This window comes from Kitasatospora sp. NPDC033851, assembly GCF_055576085.1.
The window spans coordinates 67,642-84,076 of sequence record NZ_JBVIRL010000011.1; the positions used below are offsets into that span (position 1 = coordinate 67,642).

Sequence of the window (16,435 nt, forward strand, 5' to 3'; positions counted from 1 at the left end):
GCCGGCACGGTAGAACTTGACATCAATGTCAGGTTCAAGCGCCGGTGGCCCCTTCGGTGGTTGCCGGGGTCGCGAGGGTTGCGGCTGCGGCGCTCGCCTCGGTGAGGATCAACTCCTCCATGCCGTACAGGAAGTGCTCCATCGCGGGGCGCGGCAGCACGGAGGGGTTCGCGGTCATGGCGAGGCTGAGCGCCTCGGGGGACTGCAGGGCGTCCAGGGCGTAGGTCAGGCCGGGGCGCGGCTCGAACTCGACCGGCCAGGTGAGGGTGGTCCGGTCGTCGCCGGGGTCGGCGGTGGCGGGGAGCAGCTCGCGGGTGTCGTTGAAGACGCAGGACCGGTCGGCGAGTTCGACGCCCTCGGCGGTCAGCCGCGCGATCTCGGCGGCCAGCGCGTGCAGCGAGTCGTGCAGGTGCAGCAGCTGCTCCAGTGCGCCGCGCACGACGGGCAGCGGCAGCCCGGGGTCCAGTGGCGCGGCGGTGGTGATGTTGTAGCGCGGCGCGTCGGCCGGGGCCAGCCGGCGTACGGCGTCCCAGATGGCCTGTTGGCCCCAGGTGGCCGGGCCGGACCCGGCCCGTCCGGACGAGAAGACGATCTCCAGCAGTTGACGAGTGCTCACCGTGAGGCTCTCCGTGGTGCGGTGGTCATGACGTCGTGCCGGTGCGTTGGGAGCGCGGGGTGCTGCTGGGGAGAGTGTGGCGCACCGCCCGCCGCACGTCGAGGGTCCGGTGGGTCGGGGGTGGCCGGGTGGGACGGGGGACGGGGGTTCCATGGTTGTCTTGATATGAAGTATCTTGATGTCGAGATTGATGCCGAGAGATTGATGCCGATCGTGCGACGGGGGCCTGCCATGCGGGGGAACGGACTGATAGCGCAGCTGCGGAAGCCCCCGGGCGGGCGGGACGCGCGGATCATGCTGCTGGCGCAGTGCGTCGACCGGACCGGGACCGGCGTCTGGGCGGCGGCCTCGGTGCTCTACTTCACCTACGTGTGCGGGATGGACGCCCGGCAGCTCGGCCTGCTGCTGGGCGTCGGCGCGGTGGCGGGGATCGCCGGATCGCCGCTGGCCGGGCGGGCGGCCGAGCGGGTGCCGGTGCGGTGGCTGCTGATCGGGTGCCACCTGCTGCGGCTGGGGACGATGAGCCTGCTGCTGGTCGTCGACGACTTCGCCGCGCTGCTCCCCGTCGTCGCCCTGACCTGCCTCGCCGAGCGGGCCGCCAAGACCCTGGAGATGCTGTTCGCCACCCGGATCGCGGGCGAGCGGCGCGCCACGTACCAGGCGCTGTTCCGCAGCGTGGCCAACGCCGGGTACGCGGTCGGCGCGGGCATCTCGGCGATCGGCCTCGCCGTGGGCACCACCGCCGCCTACCGCACGCTGATCGTGGCCAACGGGCTCTCCTTCGTCCTGGCCGCCGTCCTCGTCTGGCGTACCCGGGAACCGGCCGGGCGCGGCCTGGTCGCGGCGGCCTCCGGGGCGGAGCCCGCCGCCGACCCGATCGCCGCGCCGAGCCCCTGGCGCGACCGCGGCTACCTGCTGTTCGTCCTGCTGGACATGCCGATGAACCTGGACGACTCGATCCTCAACGTCGGCCTGCCGCTCTGGCTCGTCCACCACACCGGCGCGCCGCACGCCGTCGTCCCGGTCTTCCTGGTCCTCAACACGGTGCTCGTGGTGCTGCTGCAACTGCGCGTCTCGGCACTGGCGGAGGGCCCGCGCGGGGCGGCCGCGGCGGTGGGCTGGTACGGGGCGACGCTGTTCGCCGGCTGTCTGTTGATCGCGCTCGCCACCGGCGCAGGGCCATGGACGGCCTCGCTCGCGTTGCTGGCCGCGGCGATGCTGGTCACCCTGGCGGAGCTGATGCGGTCGGTGAGCTCCTGGGAGCTGGCGGTCGTCCTGGCGCCGCCGGGTGCCCAGGCCTCGTACCTGGGGGTGGCCGGGATGTCCCAGTCGGTACAGAAGTCGGTGGGCCCGCTGCTGCTGACCGGGGTGGTGATGGCGGCCGGACCGGCCGGCTGGCTGGGCCTCGGCGCGGCGAGCGTCGGCCTCGGCGCGCTCCAGCGCCGGGCCAGCCTGCGCCGACTGGCCGCCCTGACCGGCCCGGCGGCGCCCGAGGCTCCGGCGGCGACCAAGGTTTCGGCGGCCGAGCCGTCGAAGCGGGCGGGCGCGGCGGTCGGCTGAGTCGGTGGACGCCGCCGGGCCGGTCAGCGGGCGCCCGGGGCGTTGGCGGCGGTGACGTATAGGCCCGGGGTGCGCGGGACTGATCAACGGGCTGAGCTTTGATCACCGGGGACGTTCGAAAATGCTCAACCGTGGCCCCTGGGGTCGGCGGGGTCCGATGGCCGGATCGTGCCTGGTTCTGCCGGATTTGAGTGGCTGTGAGCGGTCGCGGCAGGGCGCTTTGGAGGTCTTGACTTCCCCGAAGTGCTCTGCAACCCTTTGCTCGAAGTTGAGCGATAGTGGTCAGAGTGAATCAAAATCGACCCAGTCTCGATACAGCCTCGCGCGCACACGGCCCCGGTCCGTCGTGACTCGTGCCGGCGCGTCGCGCTCGGGCTCCGTTCCCCCACGGCAGCACCGATAGGTGCCCCGCAAAGGAGTACCCGTGTCCCTTCCCCCACCCCGAAGGCTCGCCGTCGCACTGACAGCCGCAGCCGCGCTGCTGGCCCCCGCCGTCCTTCCGGCCGGAGCCGGGGCCGCGGCCTCGGCCGATGCCTCCGCGACCGCGACCGCGACCTACACGGTGAGCGTCGGAGCGCCGACCCCCTACCCGCACCCGACCGACACCCCGGCCGTCCCGTACGTCGACAAGGACGGCACCTTCTACTTCCAGCAGTCGGCCGCGCTCTACGGCAAGAACGACCCGCGCTACTGGGACTTCTTCACCGGGAGCGACTTCGACACCGCCACCCGCTCCGGTGCCATCAGCGACGCCGTGAACCCGGCCGACGCCACCGACCGGAACAACGACACGACCGCGCGCTGCAACAACAGCCCCACGGGCCGCGAGGCGACGTTCGCCGGCGGCACCAGCGGGTACGCGCAGAAGAACTACTGCGACCTGTCCGGGGTCTGGGTCGATCCCGACACCGGTGACTGGTACGGGCTGGTGCACAACGAGTTCACCCCGCAGCCGTTCGGCGACGGACTCCACTACGACGCGATCGACTACGCGGTCTCCACCGACCAGGGTCGGACCTGGAGCATCAGGGACCACGCCATCACCTCGCCGTACAGCACGAAGCGGGGCGACACCGCCCAGTTCCCGAACCAGACGTACTCCTACGGCGACGGCGACCAGCGGCTGCTCGTGGATGCCGCGTCCGGGTACTTCTACGTGTTCTACGGCTCGCGCGTCGTGGACAAGAGCGGCGGCTGGAAGGCCTTCCACGAGCACGTCGCCCGCGCGCCGATCTCCGCCAAGATGGCCCCCGGCTCCTGGCAGAAGTGGTACGACGGCGCCTGGTCCCAGCCCGGCCGGGGCGGCCGGGAGAGCAACATGGTGCCGGCCGACTCCGCGAACCCCGCCGGCTACACCCCGGTGGCGGGGGAGTACGACCCGGCCACCACGGGGACCGCGGACCAGCAGGTCGCGGCCGGGAAGATGCCCCCGACCTCGCCCCTGTTCGTCATGGACGTGACCTACGACGCCCATCTCGGGCTGTACATCGGCGAGCCGCAGGCCGTCGACCAGAGCGGCAACGCGCCCCAGCGCTACTACGCCACCGCGGACCTCTCCACCCAGAAGTGGGTCCCGATCGGCGACAGCGGGAGCTACCACACCGCCTCCTGGTACCGCTGGTTCCTCGACGGCGCCAATCGCACCGGCTCCGCGATCGTCGGCCGCACCTTCCGCACCTACTGCGCGTTCGGGTGCTCCGGCGGCGCGTCCGGCGAGTACGTGAACGTCACCATCGACTCCTCGACGCCCGCGACGCCTCCTGTCGACGTGAGCAGGACGTACCGGATCGCCAACGGCGACGGCCGGGTGCTCGCCCAGCTCGCCGGGGGCTCGGCCACCACCTCGGTGGCGGCGCCGACCGGCTCCGCTCGGGAGTCCTGGGCCTTCGCCGCCAACGGTGACGGCTCCTACCGGATCGCCAACTCCGCCACCGGGCAGCTGCTCGGCGTCGATTCCTCGGCGGTCGGCGGCCGCGCCTGGGGCGCCCGCCCCACCACCGGTCCGGCTCCGGCGGGCGGGCCGACCGTCGGTCAGCAGTGGTTCCTCCTTCCCGGTACGGCGGCCGACGGCACGAGGACCGGTTCGCTGCGGATCGTGAACCGTTACAGCGGCCTCGCGCTCGGCCTGTCCGCGAACGCCGGCCGGCTCACCGAGACCACCCCGGCCCGGAGTTGGACGGACACCACCGGAAGTACCGTGGGCGGCGCGCGGACCGCGGCCGAGCAGACCCTGACGCTCACGCCCGACGGAGCGGCCGCACTCGACGGTCCCCGCACGGTGGTGGCCTCGGGCAAGGCGCTGGACGATCCCGGCCACTCCACCGGCCAGGGCACCCAGCTCGTCACCTGGACCCCCAACGGCGGCGCGAACCAGAGCTGGGTCTTCACCCGGCAGCCCGACGGCAGCTACCGGATCGCGAACGCCGAGTCGAAGCTGTGCATGGACGTCAGCGGCGGCTCGACCTCGGCCGGCGCCCAGGTGATCCAGTGGGCCTGCACCGGCGGCGCCAACCAGCGGTGGATCGCCACCCCGGTGGCGGGCGGCTACACGCTCGCCTCGCAGCAGAGCGGGCTGCTGCTCACCACCGCGTCGAAGAGCGTCGGCGCGCCGGTCACCCAGCAGCCCGACACCGGCTCCGCCCTCCAGCACTGGGTCATCGGCTGAGCTGACCGGACCGTGACGGCCGTCAGGCCGTGACGCGCAGGGCCCGCGGAGGCGCTCCGCGGGCCCTGCGCGTACGTGGCGCGTGCCGATGGGGTATTGATTCGGTCGGGAGTCGAACGATGCTCGGGGTCGAACTGTGGCGGGGAGTCGAACTATGGCTGACCCGTGGGCTGCCGGGCCGGCTCAGTCGCGGCTCATCGCTCGCGTCGGGTCCTGGTAGACGGCGTCGAGGGCGAGCAGGGCGGCTCCGCGCATGGTGCCGGTCAGGCCGATCCGGGACAGGAGGATCTCGGAGCCGCCCGAGTCCGGTGCCATCACGCGCTCGCGGACCTGGTCGGTCACGCTGTCGATCAGGTACTCGCCGAAGAACGCGAAGTGGCCGCCGAGCACGACCAGTCGGGGGTTGAGGATGTCGGCGAGGAGCGCGATGCCGGGGGCGAGGTTGTCGGCGATGCGCCGCAGCGCGTCCAGTGTGCGGGCGTCCCCGGCCCGCGCGCGGTCGCGCAGTTCGGTGAGGCGCCGTTCCAGGTCCACCATCGGGTCCCAGACCATGTCGCCGGGGTCGGCGGCGTAGCGCAGCAGGGCCCCGCGGCCCACGGTGGTCTCCCAGCAGCCGCGCCGCCCGCAGGTGCAGAGCCGGTCGGAGGGCACCAGCTGGAGGTGGCCGACCTCGCCCGCGTAGCCGCCCGTGCCGCGCAGGAGCTGTCCGCCCGCGATGATGCCGACGCCGACGCCGGTCTGGCCGGTGACGTAGACGAGGTCGCGGACGTCGTCGGCGGACGCCCGGACGTACTCGGCCAGGGCGCCGAGCTTGGCGTCGTTCTCCAGGTGCAGCTCCGGGGCGGTGGGGCCGAGCCGCTCGCGCAGGCCGGCGATCGCCGGCACGTCGCTCCAGCCGATGTTGGAGGCGTAGGTGACGGTGCCGGTGGCGAGCCTGACGGTGCCCGGCGTCGCCAGCGTCACCCCGACGATGTGCCCGCCGTCGCGGCGGAGCCGGTCGATGCCCCGGGTGATCAGCTGGGCGGTGGTGTCGAGGACGGCGCCGGGGCCGGCGGCCCGTACGTCGAACGGGATCCGTTCCTCGGCGGTCACCTCGCCCTTGAGGTTGAGGGCGAGCAGGCCGACGTAGTCCACGTTGATCTCGGCGCCGATGCCGTGGACGCCGGTGCCGTCGATCTCCACGGCCTGTCCCGGCCGACCGACCGTGCCCCGGTCCCGTTCGGCCTCGCCCTCGCGGATCAGGCCGCCGTCGAGGAGTTCCGCGGTCAGGTTGGACACGGTCGCCTTGGGCAGGCCGGTGTCCTCGGCGATCCGGCTGCGGCTGCGCGGGCCGTCGTCGCGCAGGAGTCGCAGGACCATGCCCAGGTTGGCCCGCCGGGCGGAGGAGCGGTCGCGGGCGACGGCCGGTCCCGCCATCGCCAGGTTCCGTACGCCGGTGCCCTCCAGTGCTGAGCTGATTGCCCTCTCCTCTCGCGCGTCATCCCCGGGCCGGCCGTGCGGTGCTCCCCGACTCGTGGCGCGGGCTGCTGCGGCCGGTCCGCCACCGCTCTTGACTTTAGCAGGGTTAGTTCAAACAATAACCGAACGAATTATGCACCGCCCGGTCCCCCAACCGAGGAGACGCACGTGAAGGCCGGAACAACCACCCTCGCCGCGATAGCCGTCGTCACCGCATCGACCGTCCTGGTCGGCTGCTCGTCCAGTGGTGACCAGGGATCGACGGGCTCCGCCGGGGGGCCCGTGAAGCTGGAGCTCTGGGGCTGGGCCCCCGGATACGACCAGGTCGTGGAGGCGTTCAACCGGACCCACCCGGACATCCAGGTGACCTTCGGCAAGACCGCCTCCGGCTCCAAGGGCGGCTACACCAAGATGCTCACCGCCGCGAAGGCCGGCAACGCCCCCTGCCTGGCCCAGGTCGGCTACGAGACGCTGCCCAGCTTCGCCGCCGCCGGCGCCCTCACCGACATCACCAAGTACACCGCCGACGCCAAGGCGAAGTTCGCCGACTGGACCTGGAAGCAGGTCACCATCGGCGGGCAGACCTACGGCATCCCCGTGGACACCGCGCCGATGGCGCTGTACTACCGCAAGGACCTCTTCGCCAAGTACGGCATCACCACCCCGCCGGCCACCTGGGAGGAGTACGCGGCCGACGCCGCCACGGTGCACGCCGCCGACCCGACCGTCTACCTCGGCAACTTCGGCAACGACGCCTACAACTACGCCGGGCTCGCCTGGCAGGCGGGCGCCAAGTGGTTCGGCACCGGCAACGACACCTGGCAGGTGAGCCTCGCCGGCGAGGCCGGCACGAAGGTGGCCGGATTCTGGCAGGGCCTGCTGGACAGGAAGCTCCTCAAGGCCGATCCGAGCTACGACCCGTCGCTCTACGCCGACCTGACGGACGGCAAGGTCCTGACCGACGTCAACGCGGTCTGGAACGCCCCGACCCTCGCGAGCAGCGTCAAGAGCGGCGCCGGCCAGTGGGCGGTCGCCCCGATGCCGGTCTGGGACGCCGCCGACCCGGTCTACGGCAACGACGGCGGCTCGGCCACCGCCGTCCTCAAGGGCTGCGCCCACGCCAAGGAGGCCGCCGAGTTCGCCGCCTGGATGAGCACCGACCCCGACAGCGTCGGCACCCTGATCAAGGTCACCGGCATCTACCCGGCCGCGACCTCGGGCCTGACCAACCCCGCGCTCACCCAACCCGACCCGTTCTACGGCGGCCAGGTGATCTTCGACGTCTTCAAGACCGAGAGCGCCCACATCGCCACCGACTGGCAGTGGGGCCCCACCATGACGCAGACCTCCACCGACCTCGGCGACGGGCTCGGCAAGGCCGGCACCGGCGGCGCCACCCTGCCGAGCGTGCTCGCCGACGTGCAGCGCAAGACCGTGGCCGGCATGAAGCAGCAGGGCCTGGCCGTCTCCGGCTGACGCCCCGCCGGCCGGCCCCGCACCACCCCCACGGGTGCGGGTCCGGAATGACGGCTCCGCACCATCCGGTCAGACCGAGGAGAGGCAACACGCATGACCACCGCCCCCGCCGGGCGGACAGCACCGCAGGCCCCGCCGGAACGGCCGGCCCGGCCCGCCCGCCGCCCACGCGGCCGGGGCCGGACCGCCGCCCTGTTCCTGGCCCCCTTCCTGCTGCTGTTCACGGCCCTGTACCTGGCACCCATCGGCTACACCGTCCACCAGAGCCTGTACCGGATGCGCCGCTCCGGCCTCGGCCTCTCGGCACCCACGCAGGTGTTCGCCGGCCTCGGCAACTACACCACCGCGCTGGGCGACCCGGAGTTCCGCGCCTCGCTGCTGCGGGTGCTGCTGATCGGTGTCGTCCAGGTGCCGCTGATGCTGCTGCTGGCCCTGGTCCTGGCGCTCCTCCTGGACGCCAGGTCGACCATGTTCAAGCGGTTCTTCCGGCTGGCGTTCTTCCTGCCCTACGCCCTGCCCGGCGTGGTCGGCGCGATCATGTGGTCGTACCTGGTGGCCCCCGGACTCAGCCCGATCACCGCAGCCGCCGAACACCTCGGCCTCCACCTGAGCCTGACCTCCGACGCCATGCTCGGCCCGACCATCGGCAACATGCTGACCTGGGGGTGGACCGGCTACAACATGCTGATCATCTACTCCGCCCTGCAGTCCATCCCGGCGGAACTCGGCGAGGCCGCCGTCATGGACGGCTGCTCGGCCATCGGCATCGCCTGGCGCATCAAGGTGCCGATGATCCGCCCGGCCCTCGTGCTCACCACGGTGTTCTCCATCATCGGCACCGCCCAGCTCTACAACGAGCCGGCCATCCTGCACAACGTGGCGCCGAACCTGAGCAGCACCTACACCCCGATCTACGCCGCCTACAACGCCGTGGACGCCGACAACTTCACCATGGCCGCCACCGAGTCCGTCCTGCTCGCGCTGCTGGCGTTCGTGCTCTCCTTCGGCTTCCTCAAGCTCGTCCAGCGCCGCGGAGCCGCCCTGTGAGCACACCGTCCACCCCCCGCACGCACCCGCCGGCCTCCCGCTGGCTCGTCCTGGGCGTCCTGCTCATCGCCTCCGTCTACTTCCTGGCCCCCGTGTGGTGGCTGCTCGTCGCCTCGACGAAGACCAGCAGCGGCCTCTTCTCCGGGAACGGCTTCTGGTTCGGTGACTTCGCCCTCTTCGACAACCTCGGCCAGGTGTTCACCCGCCAGGACGGCATCTACTGGCAGTGGCTGGGCAACAGCGCCCTCTACGCGGTCGGCGGCGCGGGGATCAGCACCCTCTTCTCCGCCATGGCGGGCTACGCGCTGGCCAAGTACCGGTTCCGCGGGCGGGAACTCACCTTCAACGGTGTCCTCGCCGCCGTACTCGTCCCGCAGCCGCTGCTGGCCGTGCCGCTCTACCTGCTCTTCTCCCGGCTCCACCTGGTCAACACCCACTGGGCGGTCCTGCTGCCCAGCATGGTCAGCCCCTTCGGCGTCTACCTCGCCCGCGTCTACGCCGCCGCCTCCGTCCCCGACGAGATCATCGAGGCCGGACGGATCGACGGAGCCGGCGAACTGCGGATCTTCGCCACCATCGCGCTGCGGGTGATGTCCCCGGCGCTGGTCACCGTCTTCCTGTTCCAGTTCGTCTCCATCTGGACCAACTACCTGCTGCCCGTCCTGATGCTGGCCGACGACCACCTCCAGCCGGTCACCGTCGGCGTCGTCGGCTGGCAGGCCCAGCGGGCGCTCGGACCCGGCGCGCCGCCGCTGAACATCGTGATCACCGCGGCCATGGTCTCCGCCGTCCCGCTGGTCGTCCTCTTCCTGTCCCTGCAACGCTTCTGGCGCTCCGGCCTCACCGCCGGCAGCACCAAGTGAGGAGGCCTCGCGTGCCCGCGAGGTACCACCTGCGGTTCCAGCTCCACCCGACCCCGGACGCCGCCGAACGGGCCGCCGAACTGGCCGAGTTCTGCCGGGACGCCGGCGTCGACGAGGTCGTCCTCCTCCTCGGAGCGGAGGAGTTCCACGCCGGGCACCCCTACGGCGCCGCCGAGGACCGCTGGTACGACACCGCCTCCGCCGCGGCCACGGTCCTGCGGACGGCCGGGCTCGACGTCAGCCTCAACCCCTGGGTGACCGCCGGCCACGCGGACCGCGGCCGCGTCGACCGCCTGGGATTCGCGCCCATGGTCGGCCCGGACGGCACGGTGGCCACCGCGCAGGCGTCCTTCGCCTGCCCGCGCTTCCGCTCCTGGATCACCGCCCACTACGCCCGCTTCGCCGACCTGGACCTGCGAGTGCTGTGGCTGGAGGACGACTTCCGCTACCACAACCACGCCCCGCTGCCCTGGGGCGGCGGCTTCGAACCCCTGATGCTCGACCGGTTCGCCGACCTGGCGGGGGAGCGGGCGACCCGGGAACAGCTCGTCGCGGCCGTGACCGCCCCCGGCGCGCCCCACCCCTGGCGCGCACTCCTGCAACAGGTCTGGCGCACCGCCCAACTGGAGGTCGCCTCGGCGATCGCGGCGGCCGTCTCCGAGCGGTCCGGCGGCCGTACCGGGCTCGGCCTGATGAGTTCCGAGCCCGGCGTCCACGCCGTCGAGGGCCGCGACTGGCCCGCCCTCTTCGACGCGCTCGCCATCGACGGACAGGTCACCCACCGGCCCCACTTCGCCCGCTACGGCGACGCCCCGGGCCGCGAACTCAGCTTCTCCGTCTGGATGCTGGAGGTCCAACGGGCCCTGCGGCCGCCGTACGTGCGCAGCGAACCGGAGATCGAGAACTGGCCGCACACCGCGTGGTCCAAGTCCGACACCCAGACCTGGTCCGAACTGGTCACCGCCCAACTCGCCGGCTCGGACGCCCTGTTCCTCAACGTCCACCCGATGCAGTCCGGCCGCGCCCAGCGCTTCCCCCGCGTCGCCGAACTGCTGCGCCGCTCCCGGCCCGCGCTCGACCTCGTCGCCGAACGCGTCCCGGGCCGGCCGGTCACCCACGGCGTGGCGCTCCCGGTGCGCCAGGACGCCGCCGCCCGGGTGCGCACCGACCGGGGCGGCGACCTCGCCGACCTGGCCGTGGACCCGGGCCCGGCAGCGGACTTCCTGCTCCGCTACGGCGTCCCCGTCACCGCCGGGGACGCCCCGGTCCGCGTCCTGTTCGGCCGGCTCGCCCGGGTCTACGACGACGCCGAGCTCCGGCGGATGCTCACCGGCGGCCTGCTGCTGGACGGCACCGCCGCGCGCATCCTCTGCGCACGCGGATTCGGGCACCTGATCGGCGTCACCGTCGACGAACTCGCCCAGCGCGAGGGCGGCCGCGAGAGCGTTGCCGAGCCGGGCCCCTACGCGCTGGAGCGGGTGCTCCCGGTGCCGGGGGCCGGTGCGAGTCACGGTGCCTACCTCAGCGTCAACGCGCAGCCGGCGCTCGCCCGGCTGCGGCCGGCCGCGGACGCCGAGAGCTGGACCGAGGTCCTGACCCCGGACCACCAGGTGTGGGGCACCGGCCGGTGCGTCGTCACCAACGAACTCGGGGGCCGCGTCGGCGTCCTGGCCGCCACCGCCGTCGAACTGCTGCCCTACGACGACGACGGCCAGCGGCTGCTGCACGCCATGGTCCGCTACCTGGAGGGCGACCGCCCCACCCTGCCACTGGTCAGCGGCGGCCCCCACCTGATCCCGCAGCTGGCCCGGACGGACGACGGCTGGCGCCTCGCCGTGGCCAACGGCAGCGCGGACCCGGCCCGGGTCCGGGTGCACCTGCCCGGCGACCCCGTCCACACCGAGACCACCCTGCTCCGCCCGCTGGCCGCTCCGGAGAGCGTCGCCGCCACCGCGACCGGCCGCACCGTCGACATCGACGGGGACCTGCCGCACCGCGGTTGGCTGCTCGTCGACTGGCGGTAGCGGCGGAGTACGTGCCGACGGCCTGTCGGACGGATGGCTCGGACGGCCTGATCAGACGGATGACTCAGACGGACGGGTCAGACGGGCGGCTCAGACCGATGGCTCAGACGGGCGGCTCAGACGGATGTCACCGTGCGGAACCTGTCCCCGCCGAGGATCCAGCGGCCGCGGCGCATGACGGCGACCAGGTCGAAGCTGTCGGAGTCGACCACGACGAGGTCGGCGAGCTTGCCTGCTTCGAGGGTGCCGATGGAGTCGCTCAGGCCGAGCAGCCGGGCCGGGGTGGCGGACAGCGACTCGACGGTCTGGCCGAGGGTCAGCTTCCCCAGGGTGAGCGCTCTTCGGAACACCCGGTCGAGGGTGAGGGTGGAGCCCGCGATGGAGCTGCCGTCCGGAAGCAACGCCACGCCGTCCTTGACTTCGACTTGGAGGGGGCCGAGGGGGTAGAGGCCGTCGCCCATGCCGGCGGCGCCCATGGCGTCGGTGATCAGGGCGACGCGGGAGGGGCCGGCGGTGCCGTAGGTGAGGTCGAGGACGGAGGGGTGCAGGTGGACGCCGTCGTTGATGAGTTCGACGGTGACCCGTTCGTCCTCGAGGAGGGCGACGATGGGGCCGGGGGCGCGGTGGGCGATGCCGGGCATGGCGTTGAAGAGGTGGGTGGCGACGGTGGCGCCGGCGTCGATTGCTTTCAGGGTGGTGGCGTAGTCGGAGTCGGTGTGGCCGACGGCGGCGATCACGCCGAGGTCGGCGAGCATCCGTACGGAGTCGAGGCCGCCGGGCAGTTCGGGGGCGAGGGTGACCATCGCGGTGTGGCCGCGGGCGGCGTCGACGAGTTTGCGGACCAGGGCGGGGTCGGGGTCGCGCAGCAGGTCGGGGCGGTGGGCGCCGCAGCGGTTGTGGGAGATGAAGGGGCCCTCGAAGTGGATGCCGGCCAGGACGCCGTCCTCGACGAGTTCGGAGAGTACGGCGGCCTGGCGGGCGAGGTCGTCGATCTCGCCGGTGACGGTGGAGGCCACCGTGGTGGTGGTGCCGTGTTCGAGGTGGGTCCGGGCGGCGGTCAGGGCTTCCTCGGCGATGCCGGAGGCGTAGGAGGCGCCGCCGCCGCCGTGGACGTGCAGGTCGACGAAGCCGGGCACGACGGTGTGTCCGGTCAGGTCGAGGTCGCCGGGCTCGGGCTGACCGCTCGCGATGGCCGCGATGCGGTCGCCCTCGACGGCCAGCCGGTCGCCCTCGACGACGCCGCCGGGCAGGACCAGGCGGGCGCCGGCCAGGGCAGTACGGTCACGGTCCACGACGATCACAGCCCCCGGTGGTGCTTGGAATTGATCGAATGCTCGACATTGTAGTCATCTTTGAGCAGAATTCTCGATGCCTCTGAAGCCACCGAGGGGCGGTACCGGAGGCTCTACCGAGCGGTGGTCCACCGGGGGTACCGGGGGACGCGGGCTGCCCGTTGGGTCGGCTGACGGGCCTGGCCTACACTCCGTCCATGCTCAAAGCCGATCGTGCCGCCCGGATCCTGTCGCACATCGCCGAGGCCGGAAGCGCCGACGTGCACGCGCTCGCCGAGCTGCTCGGGGTGTCGGGCGCGACCGTGCGCCGGGACCTACAGGAGCTGCACGATCAGGGCCTGCTGCACCGCACGCGGGGCGGGGCGGTGACGGGAGCGGTGAACCTGGAAGTCCCCCTGCGGCACCGCGGTGAGAAGCAGCAGGAGGAGAAGCGCCGGATCGCCCGGGCGGCAGCCGAACTGGTGCCGGACGGGGCCGTGGTGGGCCTGACCGGCGGCACGACCACCACCGAGCTGGCCAAGGCCTTGGCCGAGCGGGGCAACCTCACCGTGGTCACCAACGCCGTGAACATCGCGGCCGAGCTGATCGTGCGCCCGGAGATCCGGCTGGTCGTGATCGGCGGCATCGCCCGGTCGGCCAGCTACGAACTGGTCGGGCCGGCCGCGGACAGCATGCTCCAGCGCTACCACCTCGACCTCGCCTTCATCGGCGTGGACGGCCTCACTGCCCAAGAGGGCTGCACCACCCACGACGAGATGGAGGCCCAGACCGACCGGGCGTTCCTGCGCAGCAGCGCGCGTACGGTCGTGCTCGCCGACCGGACCAAGGTCGGCCGGGTCACCTTCGCCTCGATCTGCCCGCTCGCCGACGTCCACGACCTGGTGACGGACACCGGGCTCTCCGATGCCCAGGAGAAGGCCATCGCCGACTGCGGCGTACGGGTGCGGCGAGCCTGAGCGACCGCACCGGGTTCCGGCCGGGCGCGCCCGGAAACCGCGGAGGGCTGCTCACGGAACCGTGAGCAGCCCTCCGGGCAGCCGTCGCGGCGCACCGGGTGTCGGTGACGGGCGGGTGCGGTTCAGGAGCGGACGGCGGTGACGACGTGGTAGTCGAGGAGGCCGTCGCGCCAGGCGGGGAGGAAGTTGCGGGTCCAGTGGGCGGTGGGGACGGTGCCGGTGAGGTAGCGGTCGAGGCCGGGCCAGACGTCGGCGCCGATCGACTCGGTGGTGACCTCGGAGAAGCCGGCCGTCGCGAGGTCGTCGGTGAAGGCGTCGAGGGGGTGGGCGACGTCCAGTCCGTCGGCGAAGCTGGCGAGGAGGATGGCCAGGCGTTCGGCGGCGTCGGGGCCGGGGGCGGTGAAGAAGGTGGTGACGACGAGGCGGCCGCCTGGCCGCAGGACGCGGGCGGCTTCGTGGGCGAAGCCGGTGAGTTCGCGGAAGTGCTGGGCGGCCTCGACGGAGTACAGGCCGTCCAGGAAGGAATCGGGGAACGGGAGTTCGTCGGCCGAGCCGAGGGCGTAGGCGAGCCGGTCGGGATAGGTGGCCAGGGCCTTGGCGTTGACGGCGCGGGCGCGTTCGACCTGGTCGGGGTGGATGTCGACGCCGGTGACGGCAGCGAAGCGGAACTCGCGCAGTGCGAGGGCGGCGCCCAGCCCGCGCCCGCAGCCGACCTCGGCGAGGCGCTGCTGCTCGCGCGGCTCAGGGAAGGCCCCCAGGACGCGTCGGTAGAGCTGCTCCTGGCTGTGCACCCGGTCCTCGGGGGTGGGAGCGGTGAGGTCGATGCCGTGCCAGTCGCCGAAGTTGATGAATCCGCCTGCGAAACTGGCGGCTTTGGACAGATCGCCGGCGCCGTAAGTCTGGCGCACGGTCGGGGGGATGCGGTTGTGGTCCATGGGCCGCTGGATCTCCTGCTCGGTGGGCGCCCGGGCGTCGGGCGCGCCGAGGTACGTACCCAAACCGGTGGTGGTCCGAACACGGTACGTGATGGGCCGGTGTGCTTGGCGGGAAAGGGGCGCGGCGGTGTTCCGAGGGGGCTCGGAACACCGCCGCGCGACCGGGGGCGGCGACGGGTGAGGTCGGCCGGCTCGTCGAGCCGGGGCAGCCGCGTCGGTTGGGTCGGTTGGGTCGGCTGTGACCGGCGGGAGATAAATCCCTGCCGGTCGGGCGCCGGGTTCGCTACAGTCCGCGAGGATTCCCGCGATCTTGACGAGACATGAGGAGAACGACACCGTGAAGACCCCCGACGAACGCCCCGTACCGCCGCTGACCGGCGGAGAACGCGAGATGCTGCGCGGCTTCCTGGACTTCCACCGGGCGACCCTCGCCATGAAGTGCGAGGGCCTGAGCGACGAACAGCTGCGGCAGCGCTCCAGCCCGCCGTCCACGCTGTCCCTCCTCGGACTGGTGCGGCACATGGCGGATGTGGAGCGCACCTGGTTCCGCCGGGTGATCAACGGCGAGGACCTCCCGCTGGTCTGGTCGGACAGCGACTACCAGGCCTCGTACGACGCCGCCGACGCCACCCGGGCCGAGGCCTTCGCCGGCTGGCAGGCCGAGGTCGAGCACTCCCGCCGCATCGAGCTCGCCGCCGAGACCCTCGACGTCACGGGCTACCAGGCCCGATGGGACGCCGACGTGTCACTGCGGCTGGTGATGCTGCACCTGATCCACGAGTACGCCCGGCACAACGGGCACGCCGACTTCCTGCGGGAGGCGATCGACGGGGTGGTGGGGGCGTAGCGGAGTCACGCGGGGCACGGCGCCACCCGCCGGGGATGCCGTTACCAGCCGAGACTGCCGCCGGCACCCGGGGCGCGGCGCTACCAGCCGAGGAGGTGGGTGCGGCGGGTGAGGGCGGTGAGCACGGTCTCGGCGGCAGTCTCGTCGGTGAGGTCGCTGGTGTCGAGGGTGTGCGGGGCGTCGTCCGGGGCCGGGCCGGCATGGAGGACGACGTAGTGGAGCGCGGTGCCGGTGGCGCGGCTCTCGCGGCGGAAGGTGTCCAGTGCGGCCGGGACGGCCGGGCACTCCACCACGACCTGGTAGCCGCGGGTGGCGTAGGCGAAGGCGGCCTGGGCCGCGGCGGCCAGAGCGGTGGCGTTCTGGCGGCCGGCCTCCGGCAGGTGGGGCGGGAGCCGGCCGCTGCGGATGACCCGCAGGAAGTCGTCCGTCCGCAGGTGGACGCTCAGGCGCAGTTCCCGCGCGAGCAGCTCCGCGACCGGGCTGTTCCCGGCCACGGACGGGTCGACAAGGACGAGGACGCCCCCGGCGCCCCGGCCGCCCCCGAGCTCCGGCCCACCTTCGGTCGTACGGTTCACAGCTGCTGATCCCTTCGCGGGCCGGGGACGGTCGGGTAGCCGGGGCGAGGCGGTCGGAGTGCGAAGGAGCTGGTCGGTCCATATCCGGACAGCCGACCGCCTCGTCCCTACGACTGATGCG

General features: G+C 72.6%; 13 protein-coding genes. 8 read left to right on the forward strand and 5 right to left on the reverse strand.

Going from position 1 to position 16,435, the window contains the following annotated elements; translation table 11 throughout:
- Positions 1-34 precede the first annotated feature (34 nt).
- A complete protein-coding gene (locus tag ACZ51D_RS21880; RefSeq protein ID WP_465663318.1) occupies positions 35-616 on the reverse strand; it encodes a hypothetical protein in 582 nt (193 codons plus the stop codon).
- Positions 617-847: 231 nt separating this feature from the next.
- Between ACZ51D_RS21880 and ACZ51D_RS21885 the strand changes: the two genes are divergently transcribed.
- Both ACZ51D_RS21885 and ACZ51D_RS21890 read left to right on the forward strand, forming a co-directional pair.
- On the forward strand, positions 848-2,176 hold the full coding sequence (locus ACZ51D_RS21885) for an MFS transporter (RefSeq protein ID WP_465626168.1): 1,329 nt from the start codon (positions 848-850) through the stop codon (positions 2,174-2,176).
- A 424-nt stretch (positions 2,177-2,600) separates the two neighbouring features.
- A complete protein-coding gene (locus ACZ51D_RS21890) occupies positions 2,601-4,841 on the forward strand; it encodes an RICIN domain-containing protein (protein ID WP_465663319.1) in 2,241 nt (746 codons plus the stop codon).
- Positions 4,842-5,024: 183 nt separating this feature from the next.
- On the opposite strand, the gene ACZ51D_RS21895 is transcribed toward ACZ51D_RS21890, so the two are convergent.
- The gene (locus ACZ51D_RS21895) at positions 5,025-6,257 is read right to left on the reverse strand and encodes an ROK family protein (RefSeq protein ID WP_465626173.1); all 1,233 of its coding nucleotides are present in this window, start codon (positions 6,255-6,257) and stop codon (positions 5,025-5,027) included.
- 210 nt (positions 6,258-6,467) lie between these two features.
- On the opposite strand from ACZ51D_RS21895, the gene ACZ51D_RS21900 reads away from it, so the two are divergent.
- From ACZ51D_RS21900 to ACZ51D_RS21915, 4 genes are all read left to right on the forward strand, one after another.
- Complete coding sequence (locus tag ACZ51D_RS21900; RefSeq protein WP_465663320.1) at positions 6,468-7,775, forward strand: ABC transporter substrate-binding protein; 1,308 nt, start codon at positions 6,468-6,470, stop codon at positions 7,773-7,775.
- A gap of 93 nt (positions 7,776-7,868) precedes the next feature.
- A complete protein-coding gene (locus ACZ51D_RS21905; RefSeq protein ID WP_465626177.1) occupies positions 7,869-8,822 on the forward strand; it encodes a carbohydrate ABC transporter permease in 954 nt (317 codons plus the stop codon).
- Positions 8,819-9,685, forward strand: a complete 867-nt coding sequence (locus ACZ51D_RS21910; RefSeq protein ID WP_465626179.1) for a carbohydrate ABC transporter permease — start codon at positions 8,819-8,821, stop codon at positions 9,683-9,685. Before ACZ51D_RS21905 ends, ACZ51D_RS21910 begins: the two co-directional genes overlap by 4 nt.
- 11 nt (positions 9,686-9,696) lie before the next feature.
- Complete coding sequence (locus ACZ51D_RS21915) at positions 9,697-11,709, forward strand: hypothetical protein (protein ID WP_465663321.1); 2,013 nt, start codon at positions 9,697-9,699, stop codon at positions 11,707-11,709.
- Between the two features lie 116 nt (positions 11,710-11,825).
- On the opposite strand, the gene nagA is transcribed toward ACZ51D_RS21915, so the two are convergent.
- A complete protein-coding gene (gene nagA, locus ACZ51D_RS21920) occupies positions 11,826-13,001 on the reverse strand; it encodes an N-acetylglucosamine-6-phosphate deacetylase (protein WP_465663380.1) in 1,176 nt (391 codons plus the stop codon).
- 197 nt (positions 13,002-13,198) lie between these two features.
- Between nagA and ACZ51D_RS21925 the strand changes: the two genes are divergently transcribed.
- Positions 13,199-13,957, forward strand: coding sequence for a DeoR/GlpR family DNA-binding transcription regulator (locus ACZ51D_RS21925; RefSeq protein WP_465621192.1), 759 nt, complete (start codon positions 13,199-13,201; stop codon positions 13,955-13,957).
- 122 nt (positions 13,958-14,079) lie between these two features.
- Here ACZ51D_RS21925 and ACZ51D_RS21930 read toward each other — a convergent pair whose 3' ends face one another.
- The gene (locus ACZ51D_RS21930; protein ID WP_465621194.1) at positions 14,080-14,955 is read right to left on the reverse strand and encodes a class I SAM-dependent methyltransferase; all 876 of its coding nucleotides are present in this window, start codon (positions 14,953-14,955) and stop codon (positions 14,080-14,082) included.
- A 328-nt stretch (positions 14,956-15,283) separates the two neighbouring features.
- Here ACZ51D_RS21930 and ACZ51D_RS21935 point away from each other — a divergent pair, with 328 nt between their 5' ends.
- Positions 15,284-15,739 carry a DinB family protein gene (locus ACZ51D_RS21935; protein ID WP_360509176.1) on the forward strand — a complete coding sequence of 152 codons (456 nt, stop codon included), beginning with the start codon at positions 15,284-15,286 and terminating at the stop codon, positions 15,737-15,739.
- An 80-nt stretch (positions 15,740-15,819) separates the two neighbouring features.
- Here the strand turns inward: ACZ51D_RS21935 and ACZ51D_RS21940 are convergent, their stop codons facing one another.
- Complete coding sequence (locus tag ACZ51D_RS21940; protein WP_465621196.1) at positions 15,820-16,314, reverse strand: hypothetical protein; 495 nt, start codon at positions 16,312-16,314, stop codon at positions 15,820-15,822.
- Positions 16,315-16,435 lie beyond the last annotated feature (121 nt).

Coding starts and splice junctions, on each gene's coding strand:
- ACZ51D_RS21885 (WP_465626168.1), top strand. CDS start 848: ATGCGGGGGAACGGACTGATAGCGCAGCTGCGGAAGCCCCCGGGCGGG.
- ACZ51D_RS21905 (WP_465626177.1), top strand. CDS start 7,869: ATGACCACCGCCCCCGCCGGGCGGACAGCACCGCAGGCCCCGCCGGAA.
- ACZ51D_RS21895 (WP_465626173.1), bottom strand. CDS start 6,257: ATGGCGGGACCGGCCGTCGCCCGCGACCGCTCCTCCGCCCGGCGGGCC.
- ACZ51D_RS21925 (WP_465621192.1), top strand. CDS start 13,199: ATGCTCAAAGCCGATCGTGCCGCCCGGATCCTGTCGCACATCGCCGAG.
- ACZ51D_RS21935 (WP_360509176.1), top strand. CDS start 15,284: ATGCTGCGCGGCTTCCTGGACTTCCACCGGGCGACCCTCGCCATGAAG.